This window comes from Psychrobium sp. 1_MG-2023, assembly GCF_030689115.1.
GTDB lineage: Bacteria > Pseudomonadota > Gammaproteobacteria > Enterobacterales > Psychrobiaceae > Psychrobium.
Genome location: NZ_JAUYVJ010000033.1, coordinates 22,441 through 45,053, shown reverse-complemented (window position 1 = coordinate 45,053; position 22,613 = coordinate 22,441). Strand labels below are relative to the sequence as shown.

Genomic DNA, 22,613 nt, shown 5'->3' with positions numbered 1-22,613 from the left:
GCTCTAGCAGTTGCTTCCCCGTGTCAGTGGATGCGCATTATAGGGATCTTCTGACACATGGCAAGGGCTTTTTTAAACTTTTCGAACACAAACACTTGAATGATTAATTATCAGCCAAAAATGTAAAATAACCAGTTTTTTTGGCAACTATTTTAACAATGAAATGACATCTTGAAGGGATTCAATAACATGATCTGCTAGTTCTTCTCCTTCTACTGTAATTGGCTTCCCTGTTCTCACCAATATATTAGTACCTATACCCGCAGCCTTACCTGCCTGTATATCAGAAAGCTTATCGCCAACTAAGTAAGATTGTTCTAAATCGAGCTTAAGAAACTCTTTTGCACTATTTATCATACCTGGGGCTGGTTTACGGCATTCACACACTTGCTTATATTGACCAATACCTTTTTCTGGGTGATGAGGGCAATAATAGATACCATCAAGCTCAACACCCTTATCTGCGAATGACCAATCCATCCATTCTGTTAATGTCATAAAGTCATCTTCTGAAAAGTAACCTCGTGCAATACCCGATTGATTAGTTATGACGATTAACTGATAACCCATATCTTTTATTTTCTGACACGCTTCAATGACGCCTTCGATAAACTCAAAGTCATCACTATGAGATACATAGCCTGTATCTATATTAATCACACCATCGCGATCTAAAAAAACTGCTTTATCACTCACCAAAATCACTCTTTATTCAATATCATTTAATGCCGTCATATTAACATATAAGACTTCAATTTTTGATTTATTTAGTTGCTAGTTCGATTAGCTAACTCAACTGATGATGGCCTTTCTCTTAAAAAGCTTGCAAAGCGTGGTATATTATTTTGTGTCACGCCATAATATTTAAATGTTATTACACTACCAATCTTCGGCGGATTTTCTCTTTGTGCTTTACTAAAGCCACTTCCAATTTTAAATCTCGTTCCAGATGGAAGTTCCACAACTAATGCTCCTAATATGTTTTCAAACTTCCCTTTCCCAGCAATATGCTCAATAACAACAGCCTCAGCATCTTGGTATTTTTTTAGTTTTAAGAGTTTTTTACTCCTAGCGGCTATATATAGTGCATCAGCTTTATGTAGCATAAGCCCTTCACCTCCCTTCGCTAAAACAGAGTCTAATGCATTATTTAGCTCTAACTTATTTGCCAATTGACGCTGTTCTATCATTCCTAGATGAAGCGCTGTAGAAGACTGCAAAATTTGTAGCATACGCTGTACCCGTCTTCGAAATGGCTTAGTTGATGTCGGAATATCAAACATCATAAATTTTACTTGCCTCCAACGTTGGTTATTTAAACGCTTTTGCCGAACGATGCCTGACACTAAATCAAATTGATTAGGGGCAATCCATAATTCACCATCAAGGGCAACTTTAGGAAAGCCCTTGGTAAACCACTCAGGTGAAGAAAATATATGCCCACCGCGTGATATTAAGTGCGTTCCGTCCCAATAGGCTCTAACGCCATCAAGCTTTTCACTAACAAAATAATCTTGGATTTGGATATTGTTTCGATATTTAGATGCAAGTTGTATTGAAGGGGGTTCAGATGCACTAACTGTTGTTGTAAGTAGCACAGCACAAGCTACTATTAAAACAAGTGAAAAGCGACAGCACATATGACACTCCTTTGTCATCAAGTTATGTATTGTCTCGTAGTGTAGTTAAGGTTTATTTTTTCGCTAAAAATAATTAATTATTTTCTTTTGCCTTCGTCTCGATAAACTTTAACGCGTCATCAGAAAGATAATTGTTAGATAGATAGTTTCTACCACCAGCATGATGAAGTAACACGCCCCTTGACGTTGTAGATATTTTCTTAACATCCTGCCAATCGAGCTGACTATTTACATGAAAGGATTTGGTTGTAACTCCCTGCTCATCGACAATCACTTCTACAGTATGATTATATGCTTTACTCAGCATTTGCCGCCATAACCACCATGTTTTTTTATAATAAACACTCAAAGCTTCTACCGCTGACAACACTACGACGAAAAATGCCGCATAATGATTGGTCCCTACAACAAAAAGTAATAATAGACCAACAAAGCCAATGATTGCCGCTTTGATATAATCCTTAGCACCCTGTGAAATAACAGACTCTTCAAAGCATTCGAGAAAATGTGCCTTATCAAGAACAAAAGATGTAGAGTAAGAAAATGATTGAGTCATAATTATGTATATACCGCGCTAGATGTTTGCCGCTATTTTACCTTCATAAAAATATTAGGCCACAAATATCGCATTGTTAAAGCAACCCTTATGCAGATAATCACAGAACTTGCCTTGCGAACATTGAAAATGTCAGCTTTCTCATAAGCAAAGTTTAAATCGATCGACTCTATATGGCGTCATATCTATTAAACCAGTATCATTGCTTACTAATTGAACGATTAGTTCAGCACTAATCGCAGCCCACGTTAACCCTAAATGTTGATGACCGAAGTTAAACAAAATATTTTCGTTCAAAGGACTTTTATCAATAATAGGTACAGAGTCAGGAAGCGATGGCCGCAACCCCATCCAACGTGCCTGCGGTGATAATTGCGCTAAGCTTAATTGAGCTAACTCAGGTATATCAACAAACATTGCTTTAGCATGCGTCAATAGAATTTCACTACGTCTATAATCAGGTAAATTCTCTAAACCACCAAATTCTACGGTCCCCGCGAGACGTAAGCCTTCTCTCATCGGAGTCATAATAAACTTCCTATCATCAGAGGCAACGGGTCGTTTGATACCTACTTGAATCGGCAGCATTAAGTGATATCCCCGCTCGGTTTCAAGTGGTACCTTATACCCTAAGTCGGCCACCAACTTTTTACTATGTGCTCCTACACAAAGTACCACTTTATCGACTTGATAAGGCTTTACTGTCGTATGAATTACTGGTCTATTATCTTGAGTAACACAGGTAATATTTTCTTTAATGAACGTTCCACCTTGGTTCAAGAAGTATTCCGCTATATCTTGACATAACTTTCCCGGGTTAACCGTATGAGCAACACTGTTAAATAACAATGCCCCCTTAATATTGCTGTTTAATAAAGGTTCTATCTGTCGAACTGCTTCACTATCTAAGTATTCAACATCAACACCTTTTGTCTTGTACAATGCCATCGTTTTTAAAATTGATTCTTGGGATGTATTTTCATACGTTACCATTGAACCTTGCATAGTAAGTCCGCTATCCGTTTCAATGTCACTTATCAAGCGCTGCCAGCTTGCTATCGCGTGGCTATTGAGCGCCATTATTGCTTCACTGTTATTCTGACGGTTACGTTGTGTCATTTCTAACATAAACCTCAAGAACCAAGGAACTGCTTTGCACAAGTAGTTAGGCTGGATCTTAAACGGTCCAAGCGGGTCAAGTAACATTCTAGGTAACTGAGACAACAATGCAGGATCAGATAATGGAAAGACCTGCTCTGTCGCAAAATGGCCTGCATTACCAGATGAAGCCCCCTGAGCGATACCTTGTCCATCAAACAAGGTGACGCAATATCCTTCCTTTTGTAACAGCAAAGCCGTAGTTAACCCGATAACACCTGCGCCGATAACGGCAATGTGCTGTTGTTCAGCATCTAACTTCACCATATTCTATGTTCTCTAGATTTAAACCGTTTACGTATTACTAAACTGTAGATAGTCCACTTTAATATAAATTATTTAGTTCGCTAGACCTCACAAAAAACGTAAGTTCAAACTCACCATATATAAAGAGCATTTATATTTCTCGACTTAGAAATATAATCTAACAAATTGTACATTTTATATCTTTAAGCTTGGCAACACCAAATAATTGTATACAATATACTTTGATAGGCGAGACATTACAAATTCTTAATGCGCCTAAACTTTATAAAATGGAGTCTGAAATGAACATTAATTGGAACGGTGTTTTCCCAGCAATATCTACACAATTTAATAACGACGGTTCGATAAACTATGAGTCGAATGCTCGTATGTTGGAACAACTGATCAATGATGGTATCGATGGGATCATTGCACTAGGTACTATCGGTGAAAACCTTTCACTCACGCCACAAGAAAAACGGGATTTTATTAAGCATACAGTCGATACCGTTAAGGGCCGAATTATTGTCTTAAGTGGTTGTGCAGAGAACACCGCTCAGGCAGCGGCTCAATACGCAAAAGATATCCAAGACTCGGGCGTTGATGGATTAATGCTATTGCCTGCGATGGTGTACCGTGGCTGTGCTAAAGAAACGTTAACCCATTATCAAACAGTGGCGCGTGCAACTAAGCTTCCTATTATGATCTACAACAACCCTGTAACTTACGGGGTTGATATAGACATCGAGATGACGGCAGTACTTGCTAAAGAGTCCAATATTGTTGCGATTAAAGAGTCAACCACTGACACGCGCCGTTTAACAGAATTACAATCGCGCTTTGGTGACCGTTTTACACTATTGTGTGGTGTTGACGATATTGCCCTAGAGTCCATCTTATTAGGTGCCACCGGCTGGATTTCAGGATTAACTAACGTTTTTCCGCAAGAGTCTGTAGCGCTAATGAAGCTTGCTCGTTCTGGACGTTTGAAAGAGGCGCGTGAGCTGTACCGTTGGTTTATGCCATTACTTCGCCTAGACACTATCCCTAAATTAGTGCAAGCAATTAAGCTTGCTGAACAAATTGTTGGCCGTGGAAGTGAGAATGTTCGAGCACCACGTTTAATACTTGAAGGTGAAGAGCGCACTTATGTTGAAAACACCATAAAACACGCCCTTGCAACACGTATTGATCTATCAAAATTCAACCTAAATTAATGCTAGTTACAAAGCATCGTTAACAGTCGGTGTAAGATGATAATTAAAGCTGGGCTCAAACTTGCTAACTCAGCTTTATTCGTTTGGAGGTTTTATGCGTAAAGGAACTTTTTTTTGTATTGACGCACACACCTGTGGCAACCCAGTTAGGCTAGTGACAAGCGGTCACCCTAATCTAAATGGCACGACGATGAGTGAAAAACGTCAAGACTTTCAAAAAAACCATGATTGGATCCGTCAATCATTAATGTACGAACCACGTGGGCATGACATGATGTCAGGCTCCTTTCTTTATCCGCCCTGCTCACCAAACAGTGATGCGAGTATTTTGTTTATTGAAACCAGTGGCTGCCTCCCCATGTGCGGTCACGGCACAATTGGCACGATTACCGCTGCATTAGAGCAAGGATTGATAACACCTAAAACACCAGGAAAGTTAATCATCGATGTGCCAGCAGGACAAATCGCCATTGAATATAATCAAACTGGTCAGAAAGTGGACTTTGTAAAAATATTTAATGTGCCCTCTTTCCTCGCTCACCAAGACACAATCATCGATGTTCCCGGCTTAGGCACGCTTATGGTCGATGTAAGTTACGGTGGTAATTATTATTGTATTATTGAGCCCCAAGAAAATTTCCCAGGGATAGAACAATGGAGTGCCGCCAACATTCTACATTGGAGCCCTATCGTCAGGAAAGCTGTCAACGAGCAACTAAGTTGTATCCATCCAGAAGATGAGACCGTTTGTGGCATCAGCCACCTACTCTGGACGGGAAATTCGATAAAGCCTAACAGCCATGGAGCTAATGCTGTTTTCTACGGCGATAAAGCCATTGACCGTTCCCCCTGTGGAACAGGCACCAGCGCCCGTATGGCCCAACGTTTTGCAAAAGGTTTATTACAAAACGGTGAGACCTTTATTCATGAAAGCTACATTGGCAGTCAATTTATTGGCAAGGTTGAATCTGTTACCCAAGTAGGTAATTACCCTGCCATCATGCCAAGTATTCAAGGATGGGCTCAAGTTACTGGCTACAACCAAATCATTGTCGATGATGAAGACCCTTATGCATTCGGTTTTCAAGTTATCTAACAAAAAAATTTAAGAGTACATTATGATAAAAATAACAGGACAGCACTACATTAATGGCCAATGGACAAATTCAACAAACGAAACATTTTCAAGTTACAACCCTTGTACAGATAAAGAAAATCCTTGGCAGTTTTTTACTGCAAGCACCAATGACATAAACAATGCCGTCTCTACCGCTGCCCAAGCGTTTACACAATATAGAAACACAACCACGGAACAACGCGCACAATTACTTGACAACATAGCGGTAGAAATAGAACGACTGGGTGAACAACTCATCACGACAGTAATGAATGAAACAGCCCTCCCTCAATTAAGAGTAGAGGGAGAGCGCGGACGTACTTGTAGTCAACTGCGTTTGTTTGCAAACAATTTACGTCAATCTATCTGCCCTGTTTATATTGATAAAGCCATGCCTGAGCGCCAGCCATTACCCAGAGCAGATAGTCGCTTAACCCAAATACCATTAGGGCCAGTAGTTGTCTTTGGTGCGAGTAACTTTCCGTTAGCGTTTTCGACCGCTGGCGGTGATACTGCTTCAGCGCTTGCAGCCGGTTGCCCAGTGATTGTCAAAGGCCACCCAGCACACCCAGCAACATCAGAGTTAGTGTGTCACGCGATTGACCGAGCCATCAAGCAAAGTGATATGCCAAGGGGGATTTTTACCTTAGTACAAGCAAATACTTCACAAGCAGCACAGCAATTAGTCAACGCACCACTGATCAAAGCCGTTGGGTTTACGGGTTCACAGCATGTGGGGGATATTTTAAATAGTATTGCGCAATCACGCCCAGTCCCGATCCCTTTTTACGGCGAGTTAGGCAGTACTAACCCACAGTTTATACTACCTAAATTACTATCTAACCAACCAGTGGCACTAGCACAGAATCAGGTCAATTCAATGCTAATGGGTCACGGGCAATTCTGCACATCGCCGGGGCTGGTTGTGGTAGAAGAGTCACCCGCACTTGATATCTTTGTTAGCGAAATAGCAACGGGAATAGCAGCTGCTAACCCAGGCACGATGTTAACCAAAGGTATCGCTTCAGCTTACCAAAAGAAGTTAACTGAATATTCCAACCATCCAAATTTAACGCTCATTGCTCAAGGACAAACAGGTGAAGGACATTGTCAAACACCTGCGGCAATATTTAGTATCGCCGCAACAGACTTTCTTAGCCAACCCGTGTTGCATGAAGAACTATTCGGACCATGCGCGCTAATCGTAAAATGCCAATCTAAAGTTGAATTTGAACAGGTGGCACAATCTTTACCGGGTCAGCTAACAGCTTCTATACATGGAACTGAGGCGGAAATAAGTGATGCTTTATCATTAATTCATGAAGTTGCGCAACATGTAGGCCGTTTAATTTTCAATCAACTTCCCACTGGCGTCGAGGTGTGTCATTCAATGCAACACGGGGGTCCATACCCAGCATCAACAGCGCCGCAAACAACGTCAGTTGGCAGTCAAGCCATCACAAGGTTCACACGCCCTATATGTTTACAAAACATGCCTCAGGATATATTACCCAATGAACTAAAAGATGGTGCTGCCACACTTCAAATCATTAACTAACGGTTTTTAATTATATTCAACTTTAGTGAAAAAGGGGCTGTATTTGCTTCTTTTTCATGACCAGCTCTTATCATTCTAAACAAAAAAGACTACTATATAAGGTAAGGAAGATAAAAATTTATATAAGTAGTAACAAATAGCAATGGATACGAACTCACCAATAGTACACAAAACACGCACCCAAGTTGTTGTAGAGGTCTTACGAGAAAGGATACTTTCTGGTGATATTGAAGCGGGGAAACCTCTAAGACAAAGCGCTTTAGCTTCAGAGCTAAACGTTAGTCGGATTCCTATCCGCGAAGCACTATTACAACTAGAAGCAGAAGGCCTTGTGAAATTCGAAGCACATAAAGGTGCCACAGCTGCCGCGCTTTCAAGCGAGCAAGTCTGTGAATTATTTGAATTACGCGCTTTAATCGAAACTGATCTCTTAGCAAAATCAATCGTTAATATGAATAGTATTGATATTGAACAAGCTCGTGCAATCTTAACCAAGCTTGAAGAATCATTTAGCCATGCTAATAGTAGCAATTTGTGGAGCGAGCTAAATACCGAGTTCCACACTAGTTTGTATAAAGCCGCTAATCGCCCGAACACAATGGAAGTAGTGCAAAACCTCAATTCAAACTGTGATCGCTATATCCGATTACATTTATTACGAAAAGGCGGGATCCCAAAAGCAGAACAGCAACATCAACAGCTATTAGCTTTATGTGAAGCAAAAGATGTTGAAGGCGCTTGTGCACTTTTAAAAGAACATATCCTAGGCAGCGCTCAAGATTTAATTGAGCTAGTTGATGCTCACAACCACAGCTCAAGTTAATTGACCTACCTATGTTGCTAGCTAACTGTTTTAACTAGCAACTTCTAAACACTCTGAATATCCTAAAGAGTTAATCTTATATTGTGCCTGTTTTGTTTTTCTTGGTGCGAGTACCCTGCGTTGCTGTAGTTTAGTCGCATATAATAAATGCTCTAAGCCATCAAAATCTTGCTCACAACGTATTTTATCCGTTTCACATTGAAAGTGTAGATAGTTATTACTGGAAAAGAGCTGTTTATAAAGACGCTGGTGCGTTTTACTTGATACACAAAAAGCGTACTGGTAACCCAGCTCTGCACTAAGGACAGCAAGTGCTAACGTAAACTCACGGTATAGTTGCCCGTATGGAATATCACCAAAAGGAGCAAGGGATAAACGCATCCATTGGCAGTAACCACCTTTTGATAGATTCAGCTGCGGAAGCTCTTCGATCAACCCTTGCGCGCGATACTCTAGAGGCAGTGGGCCTTGAAAGCCTCTCCCACATATTCGGACACCTCCAAGGCAGCGAGAACCAACACGGGCAATGAAAATATCACTGGTAAGGTCGTTGACATCCGCTTTTCCATCAAACTCAGTTAGCCCAAGCGTCTTATTAAAATTGTCATGTCTTAATTGATAATATTGTTCAAGTAATTTGGGATCTTGAGATAATTCAAAAATAATGTCACTCATGTCTTTTAACCTCCTATTGCACCGCAGTAAACGGGACAACACTTCGTTAATAGACACCGTTGACTGCAAAAAGAGGAGCAGCTTAACAAGCGAAAATTACCGCTAGCTGAACAAAAAACCTCCTTTTAACAGCCTGTATAACTTAGCTCAAAATTAAAAACCAAACAGTTAAAAGAACAAGAACTTATAGAGGAAAAAAATAAAAAAATTTATTCAGCGTTTTTAATCACACGCTGCCATACCTCATACTCAACGCGTTTTTTCCCATCAAACCTCGAGCTATACCATTTGTCTCCCTTAAGTTCGAAGCTAAAAGTGTATTGCTGATTAGCAGGTATTTTATAAGAGGTATGGATAGGTGTTTCTATATATAAATTACCTTCGACTTGGTATGTACCCGCCCCCGCGCTCCAGAACTCATCGCCTGACTTTGTGATAAAGCTAAAATGATTGGCGTTAATTGTTTTTAACGATTTTAACTTTAAGTCGGCATAATTAATTAATTCACCATTATGATCGACATACTCTCCAGAGAGTAATTGCCAAGTACCGACAAATTGGGGCTTCATCTCTACCTGCTTAGCAACCACTGTACTCGTCAACGTACACGCGCTTAAAATGACTAATGACGCTGTGGATACCCCACGTACAACCTTTTTCATTACAATTCCTTATCGTTAATGACTATATTTCATGATCTCTCTTAAGGTTATCGTTTGGCCACCGCTAATTGCTGCAACTTGCGCCAATAATAACTGAGCAGTCGCAAGTGCATCGGCAAGTGCATTATGTGCTGACGCATTCGGTAAACCATAACGATGACAGCAAGCATATAAGCGTAGAAGCTGCTTGTCAAAATGCTCACCTTGACGACTAAGTCTTTTAGCTTCAATAAGTAAAGTATCGATTAATTCAAAAGGTAGTTTATGCCCATACAGCTTTTGCGCAGCTTGCTGTAGAAAAGAAATATCAAGAGCGCCATGATGAGCAACTAGAACTCGCCCTTTCATGGCTGCTAATAATTGCTCTAACCCTTGCTCTAAACTAAGCGCATTCGCTAAATCACGATCATGAATACCGTGAATTGTAGCGCTGTCCCCTACGCCTTGTTCAGGTGAAATTAGTAATTGCCTCGCCTCAGCCAAAATAATTTCACCATTAATAATCGGTACCCAGCCCATGCTGATCACTTCATTCTTTTTTGGATCAAGACCAGTCATCTCAAGATCAACACTGAGCAGTTCACTATGCTTAAATGAACGAGATAAGTCACAGCTATGACGAATAAAACGTTTTAGCTCAGGGTCTTTTGCTTTGAGACCTAATAGCACGCGATTAAGCTGCGCAAAGCTTAAATTTGTGCTCAAAATAGCCCCCTTGTAAACTTAAGCTGTAAACCATTTTGTGCACTATGGACAGCTTCGAACGCATCTTTTAACTGATGACGTAATAAGCGTGAAATATCGCCAGGCTTTAGATAATTCGATGGTTTCTTACCGCGTGCCGCCTGTTTACCTTGATTTTTCAGGCGCATATGGCCAATGAATTCCAATGCATCTTTCAGGTTTTTGACGTCCTTCTCACTGAGTATTGCTTTACCAAGTAACTTATCGAGCCTCGCTTGGGTATTAACCTCAGAGATCCCTTCAGCTAAAGCATAGACCCTTGCTATATCGTTAATTAATGCGACACCGCGATGTTTGAGGTCTAACGCTTTATTCTCTTCACCGTCACGGTCTAAAACAAATTTACCAAAGAACCCTAAAGGAGGGCGACTCGATAAGGCAACTCCTGCCATCGAAGCAATAAATATTTGATTGCCACGAGTCTTTTTCAATACAAAAGTTTGGAGTAACTCAAAGAGCTCTTCACTACCACTTAATAGGCGCATATCGAAGAATATTGACGTATTAAGCAACGCCTCTGGCGATGGGGTATCGACCCACTTTTTAAAGTACCCCTGCCATGTTTTTAAATCAACGCGCCACTTATCTGTTTGGGCCATAATTTCACCTGGGCAATAAATATAGCCACAAGCGTCTAGACCATGACAGACAAACTCACTCAATAATTTGAAATAAGCATCCTGCTCTGGCGTCGGTGTTTGTGATAAAATCATCGCATTATCTTGATCTGAGCCTGCGGTTTGATCCATACGCCCTTGTGAACCAAACACAATCCAGCTATACGGAAATGGAGGCGTACCGAACTGTTCCTCTCCAAGCTTAAGTAATTGACGCGTTAAAGAGTCTGAAAGTAATGTTAAAATACGGCCAATCTCTTCAGCACGAGCATCAGAGGCAATAAGGCTTTGTAATAGCGCAGGGAAACGCTTACTCAAACTAACTAGCCCCTCAAGTGTTTGCTGACGATTAATCTCTCCAATTAAAAAGATCGGCTGGTTATTTTGTGAACGTACAATGTCCGTAGTGGTTAACATTCCGACCACTTCATTATCTCTTAACACAGGTAAGTGATGAATGTTATGGGTACTCATCATCATTGATGCTTCGAATAATAAGCCTTTACAATCAATGCTCGAAGGGTTTTCTGTCATCACATCTCTGATTAGTGTTTGACCATCTAAACCAACGGCAAGTACCCGAGAACGCAAGTCTCTATCCGTAACAATACCCGCTAACTGTCCGTGTTCAAGAATAATCAAGGACGAGATACGTTGTTCACTCATTAGCTGTGCAGCATCAACAATTTTATCGTCAGGACTTAAGCTAACGACGCCCTCGGTTAATAAGCTCTCAATCGTAATATTAATAGGGGCTGACGAGCCCACTTGCTGTTCAAAGCGCTTCATCCGTTTAGCATGAGCACGATTAAAAAAACGATCAAACTCGCGTGAATCATTACGCAACTGTTTAAATAGCTCTAAATCAATTAAGTAAACTAAGCCATCTTCTAGGATGGTAACTTTGTTATTAACATTTTCTCCGGTTAACAATGAGGGAAAGCCAAAGAAATCCCCCTCTCCTAGTCGATCAAGTAACTCACCTTGCTTGTCTCGGACCTCAAAAGCTCCCGTACGAACAATATAAAGCTGTGGATTATCATAATCGATCTCAACATGGCCGCTGGCTGAAGAAAAATAGCTAATGCGGATCCCTTTGGCTGCCCGAGAAAGAGTCTCTGGAGACAAACTATCAAAAGGAACAATCTGCGATAGGTAGTCTTTAATTTCGGTGATTTCAATATCTTCAGTCAATTTAGCGTCCCCTTGCCACGTTAGTCGTAGTTCATCTGGAATAATATTTAGTTATAGTGTAGCTATCTCAGTTGACTTGCTTTGTTGTAGGTCAATAAAACAACAACTTTATAATGAGAAAAATTATATGTTTATTCAATTTCTTAGCGTACTTGAAACGCTATTATTTACCGCTGGTATTTTACTAATCCTAACCGCTTTATTTAAGTACACTAAACGAACCGAAGACTATCAATCTGTTTGGCGCGTTTTTGTAAACAAACTAAAACATGGCTTTGATATAGCAGAATTCAAGTTTTACCGCGCAGGTGTTTTAGTATTAGTTACTGCATTAATATTACGTTTAGTTAATCAAATCTTTTTTCCATCTTATTGGTAATGAGCAAATATTGCACAAGACATTAGTCTAAGCTTAAAAAAAAGCCCCGATTTAATCGGGGCTTTTTTATGTCTTATAGCTTACTCACTCAATCAAGTAAGCCATCGAGTTCAAATAACGGTTGGTCAGGAGAAAACGTTTGATGTGCTTTAACTTCACCTAATAGTGGCTCTGTAATAGACTGCTTTAAATAAGCTAAATTTTCATCATAATTACTCATCGGCAGGTCTAATTGATTCGCTACCCAACCTTTGATCACCAAACCATCTTGGCGTATCGTTTCTAGGGTCAGCAAGGTATGGTTTAGACAACCCAGTTTCATTCCTACCACAACAATCACTTCAAGTTGATGAGCTTTAACAAAATCACTTAAGAACTCATGATCATTTATAGGCAATCTCCAACCACCAGCTCCTTCAATCAATGCGACAGGGCTAAGATGCTGTACCTTGTGCCACCACTGTGAGAGTGCTTCAATAGATAAAGACTCATTGTGCAGTGCTGCAGCGATGTGGGGGGCAATGGCTTCTTGGTAACAAATAGGGTTAATCGTACTATAGTCAATACCAGAAACACTCGATTGCTGTAAAATCAAAGCGTCACTATTACGTAACCCATCTTCAGTCATCTCTGCACCCGCAGCTATCGGCTTATAACCAATTGTTGGCTGGTGTAGATTCAATTGCTTGAGCAATAGTTCCGTGACAAATGTTTTACCGACATCGGTATCTGTACCTGTAATAAAATAACTTTTAGTCATGTTGCTTTTCCAAAACACAATAGGCGACTTGATAAGTCGCTGGTAAACCTTGTTCAACTCGATAGACTTCATAAGCTGAAGTTAATGTTTTTAATGCTCCTCGCCCCATTAAGCCAGATGGCTTTTGCGCGGTTTGATTAGCACCTATCGCTTTCAAATCTTTCATTAGCGCAATAACACTTTTGTAATACACTTGCTGTGATTTAACCTCAACCCTTATCGTGCTAAACGGTGTCGCAGCAATCGCTCGCTCAAGAGATGTTAATGATAAGAATTCATTAACATGTTGATTATTATCAACCTGAGACCAAGCATGTACTAACTCACCTAACGTGCCTTCTAATAGCGTGGTGAAATAAATACTCCCCCCAGGCTTAAGCACACGATATGCTTCATTGAGTGCTTCAGATAATTGATGCACCCATTGCAGCATTAGGCTAGAAAAAATATTGTCAATACACTGTCCAACGAGTGGCAAATTTTCTGCATCCCCAGCGACCCAATTGACATTAAGAGACTTATTACGCTCACGGGCAAAGCTCAACATTTGCGGCGCGATGTCCACACCTAATAGTTGCTCTGAACGTTTTGATAATGCTTGAGTGAAAAACCCCGGTCCAGTGCCAAGATCCAGCAAAGTTGGACACTTTTTTGGTAATAAATGTAGCAGCTGTTGACCAACGTCACGCTGTAATGCTGCGCCGCTGTCATAACTCGCCGCACAGTCACCAAAGCTTTGGCTGATTAATGCTTTATCTATGACCTGATTTTTCATTGTTTCTGTTTCATTTTTATCAGAGGTTGAGACAACTACAGACATGAATCATTCTCTTTATGGTATTCGTTTGAGGCAAGGATTGTCGCTAAGGCTTCAAGTAAACTTTCAATATCAACAGCTTGATGGTTAGCCGATAACGTCATGCGTAAGCGAGCCGTACCAACGGGCACAGTCGGCGGCCTAATTGCTGTCACCCAAAAGCCTTGTTGTTTTAGCTGCTCTGCTATGGCTAAGGTTGCTGCACTATCACCGATAATTATTGGCTGGATAGCACTATTTGAAGGCGATAAATTAAGCGACAACAGCTGTGCACGTTGCCTAAACACATGTATATTATGCAAGAGCTGATCATGCCGCCAAGACTGCTGCGCCAGTTCAATACTTTTTATCGTTGCAGCAACAACAGGGATCGGTAAAGCAGTAGAGTAAATATAATGACGACAGAAGTTAGTCAAAAACTCAACAACTTCTTGATTAGCAGCAATAAATGCCCCCGAAGTACCAATAGCTTTACCAAAGGTTGCCATTAAGATATCGGGTTTAATGCCTTGCTGTAGGCAAGTACCTGCACCTTGCCCATGCTTAGCACCGTTAATACCAAACCCATGAGCATCATCAACCATCAACCACGCATTATGTTTTTTAGCTTGTGTGGCAATAGCTTTAAGATCACCTTGATCGCCATCCATCGAAAATACTCCCTCACTAACGACTAGAGTATTTTCAAAGTTATTGCTATTAGCGAGTGTACGTTCAAGATGAAGCATATCATTATGTTTAAAGCGCTTCATCGTCGCCGCACTTTGCATTCCAGCATCCATTAACGAGGCATGGTTGAGTTTATCTTGAACGAGCAAGTCACCTTTGTTTAATAACGAGGAGATAACACCACTATTAGCAGCAAACCCCGAACTAAACAATATCGCACTATCTTGGTTAGTTAAGGTGCATATCTGCTCTTCTAAACGCTGGTGAAAAGACGAATGCCCTGTTACAAGTGGTGAGCCACCACTACCGACACCATTAGCAACAATAGCATCACTAGCCGCTTGTAATACGTCAGGGTCACAGGCAAGACCTAAGTAATCATTGCCTGAAAAGTTGATATAGTGCTGTCCATGATGAAACAAAGAGACATGATTACCACCGTCAACTGTTCGAGTTTGCCTGTAGCCTTGTTTTTGATGCTGAGCAGTAATCTGCTCAGCAAGGTGCTTAAAACTCATTGACGGAAATTAATTAGCAGCATCATAAAACATTTGATCTTGGCTGTTTAATTTAACCGCATCCAAGATTGAGGCCTCATGCGCCTCATCAGAGTATTCGCGTCCACGCTCGGTGTTAATACCCAGCTTTTTAAAGAGTTGTACATCGCTCGACTCTTCTGGATTGCTTGTGGTTAATAACTTACAACCGTAGAAAATTGAGTTAGCACCAGCCATGAAACACATCGCTTGCATTTGCTCATTCATTTTCTCACGGCCCGCAGATAATCGAACATGAGATTTAGGCATCATGATACGCGCAACAGCAATAGTACGAATAAACTCAAAGTGCTCTAAGTCATCAACGTTTTCAAGTGGTGTACCTTTAACTTTAACTAACATGTTAATAGGAACACTATCTGGATGTTGTTCTAAATTCGCTAATGCCATTAATAGACCGTAACGGTCATGCGCTTTTTCACCCATACCTAGGATACCGCCAGAACATACTTTCATTCCGGCACCACGTACGTAATCTAATGTGTCTAATCGATCTTGATACGTACGCGTGGTAATAATTTGATCATAAAACTCAGGGGAGGTATCTAAGTTATGGTTATAATAATCTAAACCAGCATCAGCCAATTGCTGAGCTTGACCTGCTGTTAACATACCCAAAGTCATACAGGTTTCCATACCCATGTCACGAACTTGGCGTACCATATCTAATACGATAGGCATGTCGCGGTCGTGTGGGTTACTCCAAGCCGCGCCCATACAAAAACGGGTCGACCCCACTGATTTTGCATGCTTTGCTGCTTTAATTACTTTTTCAACTTCCAGTAACTGTTCTTTTTCTAAACCCGTTTTGTTACGAGCTGATTGAGGACAGTACTTACAATCTTCAGGACAAGCGCCTGTCTTAATTGAAAGCAGGGTTGATACCTGAACTTCATTCGGGTTGAAGTGTTGACGGTGAACCGTTTGCGCTTGAAACATCAAATCATTAAACGGCTGATTAAATAATTGCTCAACTTCTTGTAACGTCCAGTCGTGACGTAATTGCTCTGCGCTCATTGCTAACTCTATTATTATTGATAATTTGTTGGCTAGGATACCTTGCTCAGGTATGCTGTCAACTAACTTAACCAAAACCACTTTACATCTGAGCAAAAATTAACCATGAATGAGTCTGATTTTAATTTTGATAAAGAGCACATCTGGCATCCATATACTTCTTTGATTAACCCGCTTCCTTGCATCGGCGTTACCAGCGCCGAGGGTGTACACTTAACGTTATCAGATGGTCGCCAGATCATTGATGGGATGAGCAGTTGGTGGTCAACAATTCACGGTTACAATAACCCACGCTTAAATCAGGCCGCTAAAGATCAAATCGATAATATGTCACATGTGATGTTTGGTGGTATCACTCACCCGAGCGCCATCGCGTTATGTCGCAAACTGGTTGATATGACAGCACCTTCATTAGATCGTGTGTTTATTTCAGATTCCGGCTCTGTGGCTGTTGAAGTTGCTATTAAGATGGCGATTCAGTATTGGGTAGCCAAAGGGCAAAGTCAAAAATCACGCTTACTGACTATCGAGCACGGTTATCACGGTGATACTTTTGCCGCGATGTCAGTATGCGATCCCGTTAATGGCATGCATGAACTATTTAACCAAGTATTAAAAAAACAGTTATTTGCCCAAGCCCCACAAAGCCGTTTTGATCAGCCTTGGCAAGAATCAGATATCGACTCATTAAGGCAGCTATTTGTCGAGCACCACCATGAAGCCGCCGCCATCATCCTTGAGCCTATCGTTCAAGGCGCTGGCGGTATGCGTATTTATCACCCTAACTATTTAAAAGCGGTCCGCACGCTATGTGACGAGTTCGATGTCTTACTCATTTGTGACGAAATAGCCACAGGCTTTGGCCGTACCGGAAAATTGTTTGCTTATGAGCACGCTAATATCGAACCCGATATTCTATGTGTAGGAAAGGCACTTACTGGTGGCTACATGAGTCTAGCAGCAACGATGACGAGTCAAGTTATTGGTGAAACAATTTGTCGCACTCAAGCGGGCGTTTTCATGCATGGCCCAACCTTTATGGCCAACCCACTCGCCTGTGCAGTTGCCAATGAAAGTTTAGCTATTTTGCAAGAAAACAAATGGCAGCAACAAGTCGCCGCTATTGAAGAGCAATTGGCTCACTCTTTCTCTCGCTTTAAATCGCTATCGGTTGTTGCTGATATACGAGTTCTTGGTGCTATTGGTGTCATTGAATTGCACCAAGCTGTCGATATGGCCACTATTCAACATGCATTTGTCGATAACGGCGTTTGGGTTCGCCCTTTTGGTAAGTTAGTTTATATTATGCCGCCTTATGTCATCAGTCCAAAACAGCTTGAAGAATTAACGACTGCGATTTATCAAGTGATAAGTCAGCTATCAACATGATAAAAAACTAATATCATTATGCTTTGCATGGAAATAGATTCACCAATTAGGTGTTTTTGATAACAGTTCTAACCTTTTATAATGAAATCTTAGATTTACACTGCTATGATATGAAGCATAGAATTGACTCAAAAGAGATAACGATGGCTGACGAAAATTTAGCACTTAAAAAAGCAGGGTTAAAAGTAACTTTACCTCGCATTAAAATTTTAGAGATCTTACAACTTCCTGTTAACCAACATATCAGTGCTGAAGATTTATATAAAATCTTACTTGAACAAGGTGAAGAGATTGGCTTAGCAACCGTTTATCGTGTATTAAACCAATTCGATGACGCTGGTATTGTGACGCGTCACCACTTTGATAGCGGAAAGTCTGTCTTTGAGCTAGCGTCTAAAGAACATCACGATCATTTAGTTTGCTTAAACTGTGGTAAAGTTATTGAGTTCAACGACGAAGTCATTGAACAACGCCAACATGATATTGCTGCCAAACATGGTATTGAACTGACTAACCACAGTCTTTACTTATATGGTAAACCAGTCAACGGCGAGTGTGATCATTAGTCAATAATGTGCACATATTAAAAACAAAAAAACCGATTATTTTCATAATCGGTTTTTTTATATCAACACATTAGTTTTCATCGCACTAAATTTGTTGCGCTATTTCTTGTGCTAATGCTTTTTCACAACCTAATTTAACTAAAGCTGCTGTTAACATAGAGCGTTTCTTTCCTGTATTTGAATTAGTAATAACCCAAAATTCAGTTGCACCAATTTGCTTAGGTTTTGTTGTGCCATTTTTACCCAGTAAGCTTTCTTTATCCTTAGCAAAGTAAAGGCGATCACGACCACTAATTTGAAGCACACGCTCAAACTGAGCAGGGTCTAACTGATGTAAACTACTCAGCAAATATAGAAAACGACCGACGGCCGCTTTTTGTTTAGCGACTTGGTCTGATGCTATTAATTGATTAAAGCCTAAGCGAGCGCTAGTACTATTTGGTTTGGTAGCGGCAGTCGATTTAACATCAGCTTTACTAGTGACAGCACTTGCTGGCTCACTTTCACTGTTAGTTAATACCTGCTCTCTGACTTGTGCCGGCGACTTAATTGGCTGTACGACAGGGATCTCACCGATTGCAGGCAACCCTAACAAACGGCGTAATATGGCCGATGCACTTTCACCAATATCTTCAGTTTGACTGGCAATATAACGATATAAATCGTCTTCGACCTCAATCGATTTCATGTAAACCTCATCAATAATCAACCGCCCTTAATAAAGAAAATCACGATTAAGGGCGTTCTCAATCTGTTTAATGCGAGATTATACAGATTGAGATAAAAAGCTCCATGATTAAATTGAAACGCGGCGATAGTCGCGATACTGAGGGTTCCAGAAATTTTTCTCAATTTTCTTTAATAATTGCTCATCACTGATTTGTAAGGCATGACCTTGTTCTATTGCAACTTTTGCTACATCGAATGCCATTTGCTTACTGATATTCGCAATTTCTGTCAGAGGTGGTAGCAAACTACCCTGTCCATCATTTGCCAGTGGTGACACACTCGCTAAGCATAAGCTTGAGGCCATTAACATCTCATCGCTAATCCGTTTTGCACCACAAGCCAACACACCTAAGCCAAGTCCAGGGAAAATATAACTATTATTACACTGTGGAATCACAAATGATTGCTCTTGGTAGATGACAGGCTCAAACGGGCTACCCGTTGCCACAATCGCTTGACCTTTAGTCCATTCAATCACTTGTTGTGGCGTTGCCTCGACCTGCTTAGAAGGGTTGCTTAATGGAAAGATGATTGGGCGTTCACAACCTTGATGCATTGTCTCTATGACTTGCTGGGTAAATAACCCTGGCTGTCCCGATACACCAATTAAGATAGATGGTTTAGCATGCTGCATCACTTCAAGTAAAGATGCATAGTCCCCTGCCACATCCCATTGTTCAATCGTTGCTTTATTGGCCGCTAAACGCTGTTGGAAATCACGTAAATCACTCATCCCATCAGTAACTAGACCGAAACGGTCGACCATAAATACTTGGCTGCGAGCTTGCTCATCACTGATACCTTCGGTTTTCATTTGCATGATTATCTGCTCAGCAATACCGCAGCCCGCAGAGCCTGCACCAACAAAGGTAACGACTTGCTCAGAAAGTTTAACTCCTTTTGAGCGGCAAGCAGCAAGTAGTGAGCCAACGGTTACTGCTGCTGTCCCCTGAATATCATCATTAAAACAGCATAACTCATCACGGTAACGCTCAAGCAATGGCATTGCTTTAGGCTGCGCAAAATCTTCAAACTGTAGTAATACATTTGGCCAGCGACGTTTGACGGCCTGAATAAAAGTATCAATAAACTCAAAGTATTCATCACCATCAATACGTGGGCTTTTTACACCCATATACATCGGGTTATCAATTAATGACTGGTTATTGGTTCCGACATCAAGCATCACCGGCAAAGTATAAGCAGGACTGATGCCGCCACAAGCTGTGTATAGTGATAACTTACCAATTGGGATGCCCATACCACCCATTCCTTGGTCGCCTAACCCTAGAATACGCTCACCATCAGTTACAACAATGACCTTAACATTAGGCTTGATAGCATTGCGTAGTATGTCATCCATATCATGACGCTGATCATAAGAAATAAATAAACCACGGGCGCAGCGATAGATATCAGAAAACTTTTCACAAGCTTCTCCCACTGTGGGTGTGTAAATCACAGGCATCATTTCTTCTAGGTGCTGTTCAATTAAAGCGTAGTAAAGCGTTTCGTTCATATCTTGAATACGACGTAAATAGATATGCTTGTCTAAACTACTGTTGAATTTACTAAATTGCGCGTATGCACGATCAACCTGCTCTTCAATTGTTTCAATTAAAGGAGGTAATAGTCCGCTTAAATTAAAGTTAGCACGTTCAGATTTGCTAAAAGCACTTCCTTTGTTTAGTAAAGAGGTTTCTAATAGTGCATGTCCTGAATAAGGAATATAAAGTGGCTTGTCATTTTTTGTTGGCATAATTACATCATCCAGTGTTATTTTTTATTATGATGCGTTTAAGCCATCACAAATTGTTATACTGATTATTAACGGTAATTATATATCCTTTAGTCTAAAAGATCAGTTAAAATACTTACTACAACTCAAAGTTTATTTGTTTAAAAATAGACTTAACTTATTATTAATTAAAAAATTAAATTAAAACGAACGTTTAAATAAGCTAAGCGTTTGTATTCATTCTTAATTGTTGTTTATCGCAATTTTAGCGTGTTTAACCCCTTATCCTCTGACGGTTACGCTTCATAAAAGTAGAGAACAAAAATGCAACTTAATTACAAAATTATTGGCGACGGGCAACCGGTTATCTTATTACACGGTTTATTTGGCACCTTAGATAATTTGGGCCGCTTAGCCCGTCACCTCTCAACTACATATCAAGTGATCAGCATTGATTTACCCAATCACGGCCTTTCGCCACACACAAACTCGATTAGCTATCCGGATATGGCTAATAGCGTTTCTGATCTGTGTGATGAGCTGGGTTTAAATAAGGTCAATATTGTCGGGCACTCTATGGGTGGAAAAGTCGCCATGGAGCTAGCGCTTTTAAAACCGCAACTTATTAACACATTAACCGTCATAGATATCGCACCAGTAGCCTACACTGATCGTCATAATCATATTTTTAACGCACTCAAAACAGTGAACCTAGAACAAATAAATAATAGAACTGACGCCAGTAAACATCTCGTCGCTCAAGGTATTGAACCTGGTATTGCACAATTTCTGTTAAAAAACTTAGCAAAAGATACCAACTCAACCCATTTTTGGCGCTGCAATCTAGACGGCTTACATAAAAACTATAGCAGTATTATTACTGGCCTGACGACAACGGGAACTTATGATAAGCCGACCCTATTTGTAAAAGGAGGAAATTCAAACTATATCCTCGCTGAGCATCGCCCGACAATCATGGGCTACTTCCCTCAAGCACAAGCAAAAATAGTGCAAGGAACGGGTCATTGGCTCCATGCAGAAAAGCCTGCTAGCGTAAACAAAATAGTCGATGACTTTCTTAGCAACCATCAAAATTAAAGAGTCAAAAAAATCAGATAGACCGCGCAATAAATTTTATAATAGAGCCGTAGCACCACTACGGCTATTATGCTATATTGCGCCTCAATAATTTCACAACCCTAGTTACAACAATGACTCCACAAGAATTTCAACAACTTGAAACAGTAGGATTAAACTTCTTATTCGCTGGGATTTTCTTTCTTATTGGTATGGCTATCCATGACGTATTAAAGAAAGGACAAGTACCTTTCTTTGGAAAAATCGTTGTATGGGGTGTTCTGACCTTTGGCTGCCTTGGCTTCGTTGCTAAGGGACTAATTCAAGCATTTTGGAATACAAACGGTCTTGGTTAATCAAGACGTTTACAGATAAAAGATATGGCAAAAGCATCCAACGATAGAACAACCATTGATCTGTTTGCCAACGAAAAAAACCGTGGACGCCCTAAAACTAATCCGCTTTCTCGTAAAGACCAATTATTGGTTAACAAGCGTAACCAAGTCAAACGAGACAAAGCCAAGGGCCTAAAACGCGTTGAATTAAAAGTTGAAACAGAGTTATTCAATAAATTAAACGAGCTTGCTGCAGTAAACAACATGAGCCGCAGTCAAGTAATAGAATCAATACTGGTGACACAGATCAATGCTTTATCGCATACCAACGATACACTGTCACCAGAGACAATAGAACTAGATAAAGCATAGG

At 40.6% G+C, this 22,613-nt stretch carries 24 protein-coding genes; 10 read left to right on the top strand and 14 right to left on the bottom strand.

Translation table 11 applies throughout. The features are described from left to right. Positions 1 to 147: 147 nt before the first annotated feature. The 4 genes from gmhB to Q8W26_RS15250 form a co-directional block, all read right to left on the bottom strand. Complete coding sequence (gene gmhB, locus Q8W26_RS15265; protein WP_305473732.1) at positions 148 to 702, bottom strand: D-glycero-beta-D-manno-heptose 1,7-bisphosphate 7-phosphatase; 555 nt, start codon at positions 700 to 702, stop codon at positions 148 to 150. Positions 703 to 767: 65 nt separating this feature from the next. Next, positions 768 to 1,640, bottom strand: a complete 873-nt coding sequence (locus Q8W26_RS15260) for a DNA ligase (RefSeq protein ID WP_101215753.1) — start codon at positions 1,638 to 1,640, stop codon at positions 768 to 770. 73 nt (positions 1,641 to 1,713) lie between these two features. Beyond that, complete coding sequence (locus tag Q8W26_RS15255) at positions 1,714 to 2,196, bottom strand: YcxB family protein (protein ID WP_101215752.1); 483 nt, start codon at positions 2,194 to 2,196, stop codon at positions 1,714 to 1,716. A 141-nt stretch (positions 2,197 to 2,337) separates the two neighbouring features. After that, positions 2,338 to 3,621: an FAD-binding oxidoreductase gene (locus tag Q8W26_RS15250; protein ID WP_101215751.1), complete on the bottom strand. Its 1,284-nt coding sequence runs from the start codon at positions 3,619 to 3,621 to the stop codon at positions 2,338 to 2,340. 281 nt (positions 3,622 to 3,902) lie between these two features. On the opposite strand from Q8W26_RS15250, the gene Q8W26_RS15245 reads away from it, so the two are divergent. The 4 genes from Q8W26_RS15245 (at position 3,903) to Q8W26_RS15230 (ending at position 8,315) form a co-directional block, all read left to right on the top strand. Then, on the top strand, positions 3,903 to 4,817 hold the full coding sequence (locus Q8W26_RS15245) for a dihydrodipicolinate synthase family protein (protein ID WP_101215750.1): 915 nt from the start codon (positions 3,903 to 3,905) through the stop codon (positions 4,815 to 4,817). A 94-nt stretch (positions 4,818 to 4,911) separates the two neighbouring features. After that, complete coding sequence (locus Q8W26_RS15240; RefSeq protein WP_101215749.1) at positions 4,912 to 5,913, top strand: 4-hydroxyproline epimerase; 1,002 nt, start codon at positions 4,912 to 4,914, stop codon at positions 5,911 to 5,913. A gap of 22 nt (positions 5,914 to 5,935) precedes the next feature. Next, positions 5,936 to 7,492 carry an aldehyde dehydrogenase (NADP(+)) gene (locus Q8W26_RS15235; protein WP_101215748.1) on the top strand — a complete coding sequence of 519 codons (1,557 nt, stop codon included), beginning with the start codon at positions 5,936 to 5,938 and terminating at the stop codon, positions 7,490 to 7,492. Between the two features lie 142 nt (positions 7,493 to 7,634). Next, on the top strand, positions 7,635 to 8,315 hold the full coding sequence (locus Q8W26_RS15230; RefSeq protein ID WP_101215747.1) for a GntR family transcriptional regulator: 681 nt from the start codon (positions 7,635 to 7,637) through the stop codon (positions 8,313 to 8,315). Positions 8,316 to 8,345: 30 nt separating this feature from the next. Here the strand turns inward: Q8W26_RS15230 and Q8W26_RS15225 are convergent, their stop codons facing one another. From Q8W26_RS15225 to Q8W26_RS15210, 4 genes are all read right to left on the bottom strand, one after another. Then, positions 8,346 to 8,990 (bottom strand): hypothetical protein, encoded by a 645-nt coding sequence (locus Q8W26_RS15225; protein ID WP_101215746.1) that lies wholly within the window; start codon positions 8,988 to 8,990, stop codon positions 8,346 to 8,348. Between the two features lie 209 nt (positions 8,991 to 9,199). Continuing rightward, positions 9,200 to 9,652: a hypothetical protein gene (locus tag Q8W26_RS15220; RefSeq protein ID WP_101215745.1), complete on the bottom strand. Its 453-nt coding sequence runs from the start codon at positions 9,650 to 9,652 to the stop codon at positions 9,200 to 9,202. 15 nt (positions 9,653 to 9,667) lie between these two features. Next, on the bottom strand, positions 9,668 to 10,357 hold the full coding sequence (locus tag Q8W26_RS15215; RefSeq protein WP_101215744.1) for a 3'-5' exonuclease: 690 nt from the start codon (positions 10,355 to 10,357) through the stop codon (positions 9,668 to 9,670). Next, positions 10,354 to 12,207 (bottom strand): DUF294 nucleotidyltransferase-like domain-containing protein, encoded by a 1,854-nt coding sequence (locus tag Q8W26_RS15210; protein ID WP_305473731.1) that lies wholly within the window; start codon positions 12,205 to 12,207, stop codon positions 10,354 to 10,356. Before Q8W26_RS15210 ends, Q8W26_RS15215 begins: the two co-directional genes overlap by 4 nt. Before the next feature lie 127 nt (positions 12,208 to 12,334). On the opposite strand from Q8W26_RS15210, the gene Q8W26_RS15205 reads away from it, so the two are divergent. After that, positions 12,335 to 12,586 carry a hypothetical protein gene (locus tag Q8W26_RS15205; RefSeq protein ID WP_101215743.1) on the top strand — a complete coding sequence of 84 codons (252 nt, stop codon included), beginning with the start codon at positions 12,335 to 12,337 and terminating at the stop codon, positions 12,584 to 12,586. Positions 12,587 to 12,674: 88 nt separating this feature from the next. Here the strand turns inward: Q8W26_RS15205 and bioD are convergent, their stop codons facing one another. From bioD to bioB, 4 genes are read right to left on the bottom strand one after another with little or no spacing between them, the layout of a single operon-like run. Continuing rightward, positions 12,675 to 13,346: a dethiobiotin synthase gene (gene bioD / locus Q8W26_RS15200; protein ID WP_305473729.1), complete on the bottom strand. Its 672-nt coding sequence runs from the start codon at positions 13,344 to 13,346 to the stop codon at positions 12,675 to 12,677. Then, complete coding sequence (bioC, locus tag Q8W26_RS15195; protein ID WP_101215741.1) at positions 13,339 to 14,166, bottom strand: malonyl-ACP O-methyltransferase BioC; 828 nt, start codon at positions 14,164 to 14,166, stop codon at positions 13,339 to 13,341. The genes bioD and bioC overlap by 8 nt, the downstream gene beginning before the upstream one ends. Beyond that, positions 14,157 to 15,350, bottom strand: coding sequence for an 8-amino-7-oxononanoate synthase (gene bioF / locus Q8W26_RS15190; protein ID WP_101215740.1), 1,194 nt, complete (start codon positions 15,348 to 15,350; stop codon positions 14,157 to 14,159). The genes bioC and bioF overlap by 10 nt, the downstream gene beginning before the upstream one ends. A gap of 9 nt (positions 15,351 to 15,359) precedes the next feature. Further along, positions 15,360 to 16,406: a biotin synthase BioB gene (gene bioB, locus Q8W26_RS15185; RefSeq protein WP_101215756.1), complete on the bottom strand. Its 1,047-nt coding sequence runs from the start codon at positions 16,404 to 16,406 to the stop codon at positions 15,360 to 15,362. Positions 16,407 to 16,511: 105 nt separating this feature from the next. Here bioB and bioA point away from each other — a divergent pair, with 105 nt between their 5' ends. Both bioA and fur read left to right on the top strand, forming a co-directional pair. Then, positions 16,512 to 17,795, top strand: coding sequence for an adenosylmethionine--8-amino-7-oxononanoate transaminase (bioA, locus tag Q8W26_RS15180; protein WP_101215739.1), 1,284 nt, complete (start codon positions 16,512 to 16,514; stop codon positions 17,793 to 17,795). A 143-nt stretch (positions 17,796 to 17,938) separates the two neighbouring features. Then, positions 17,939 to 18,361 carry a ferric iron uptake transcriptional regulator gene (gene fur, locus Q8W26_RS15175; protein WP_101215738.1) on the top strand — a complete coding sequence of 141 codons (423 nt, stop codon included), beginning with the start codon at positions 17,939 to 17,941 and terminating at the stop codon, positions 18,359 to 18,361. A gap of 85 nt (positions 18,362 to 18,446) precedes the next feature. On the opposite strand, the gene seqA is transcribed toward fur, so the two are convergent. Further along, entirely contained in the window at positions 18,447 to 19,049 is a 603-nt protein-coding gene (gene seqA, locus Q8W26_RS15170; protein WP_101215737.1) for a replication initiation negative regulator SeqA, read from the bottom strand. A gap of 108 nt (positions 19,050 to 19,157) precedes the next feature. Further along, entirely contained in the window at positions 19,158 to 20,849 is a 1,692-nt protein-coding gene (locus Q8W26_RS15165; RefSeq protein ID WP_101215736.1) for an NAD-dependent malic enzyme, read from the bottom strand. Positions 20,850 to 21,152: 303 nt separating this feature from the next. On the opposite strand from Q8W26_RS15165, the gene Q8W26_RS15160 reads away from it, so the two are divergent. From Q8W26_RS15160 to ybfE, 3 genes are all read left to right on the top strand, one after another. Further along, positions 21,153 to 21,926 (top strand): alpha/beta fold hydrolase, encoded by a 774-nt coding sequence (locus Q8W26_RS15160; RefSeq protein ID WP_101215734.1) that lies wholly within the window; start codon positions 21,153 to 21,155, stop codon positions 21,924 to 21,926. Between the two features lie 113 nt (positions 21,927 to 22,039). Next, positions 22,040 to 22,261, top strand: coding sequence for a DUF2788 domain-containing protein (locus Q8W26_RS15155; RefSeq protein WP_101215733.1), 222 nt, complete (start codon positions 22,040 to 22,042; stop codon positions 22,259 to 22,261). A gap of 24 nt (positions 22,262 to 22,285) precedes the next feature. Then, the gene (gene ybfE, locus Q8W26_RS15150; RefSeq protein WP_101215732.1) at positions 22,286 to 22,612 is read left to right on the top strand and encodes a LexA regulated protein; all 327 of its coding nucleotides are present in this window, start codon (positions 22,286 to 22,288) and stop codon (positions 22,610 to 22,612) included. Position 22,613 lies beyond the last annotated feature (1 nt).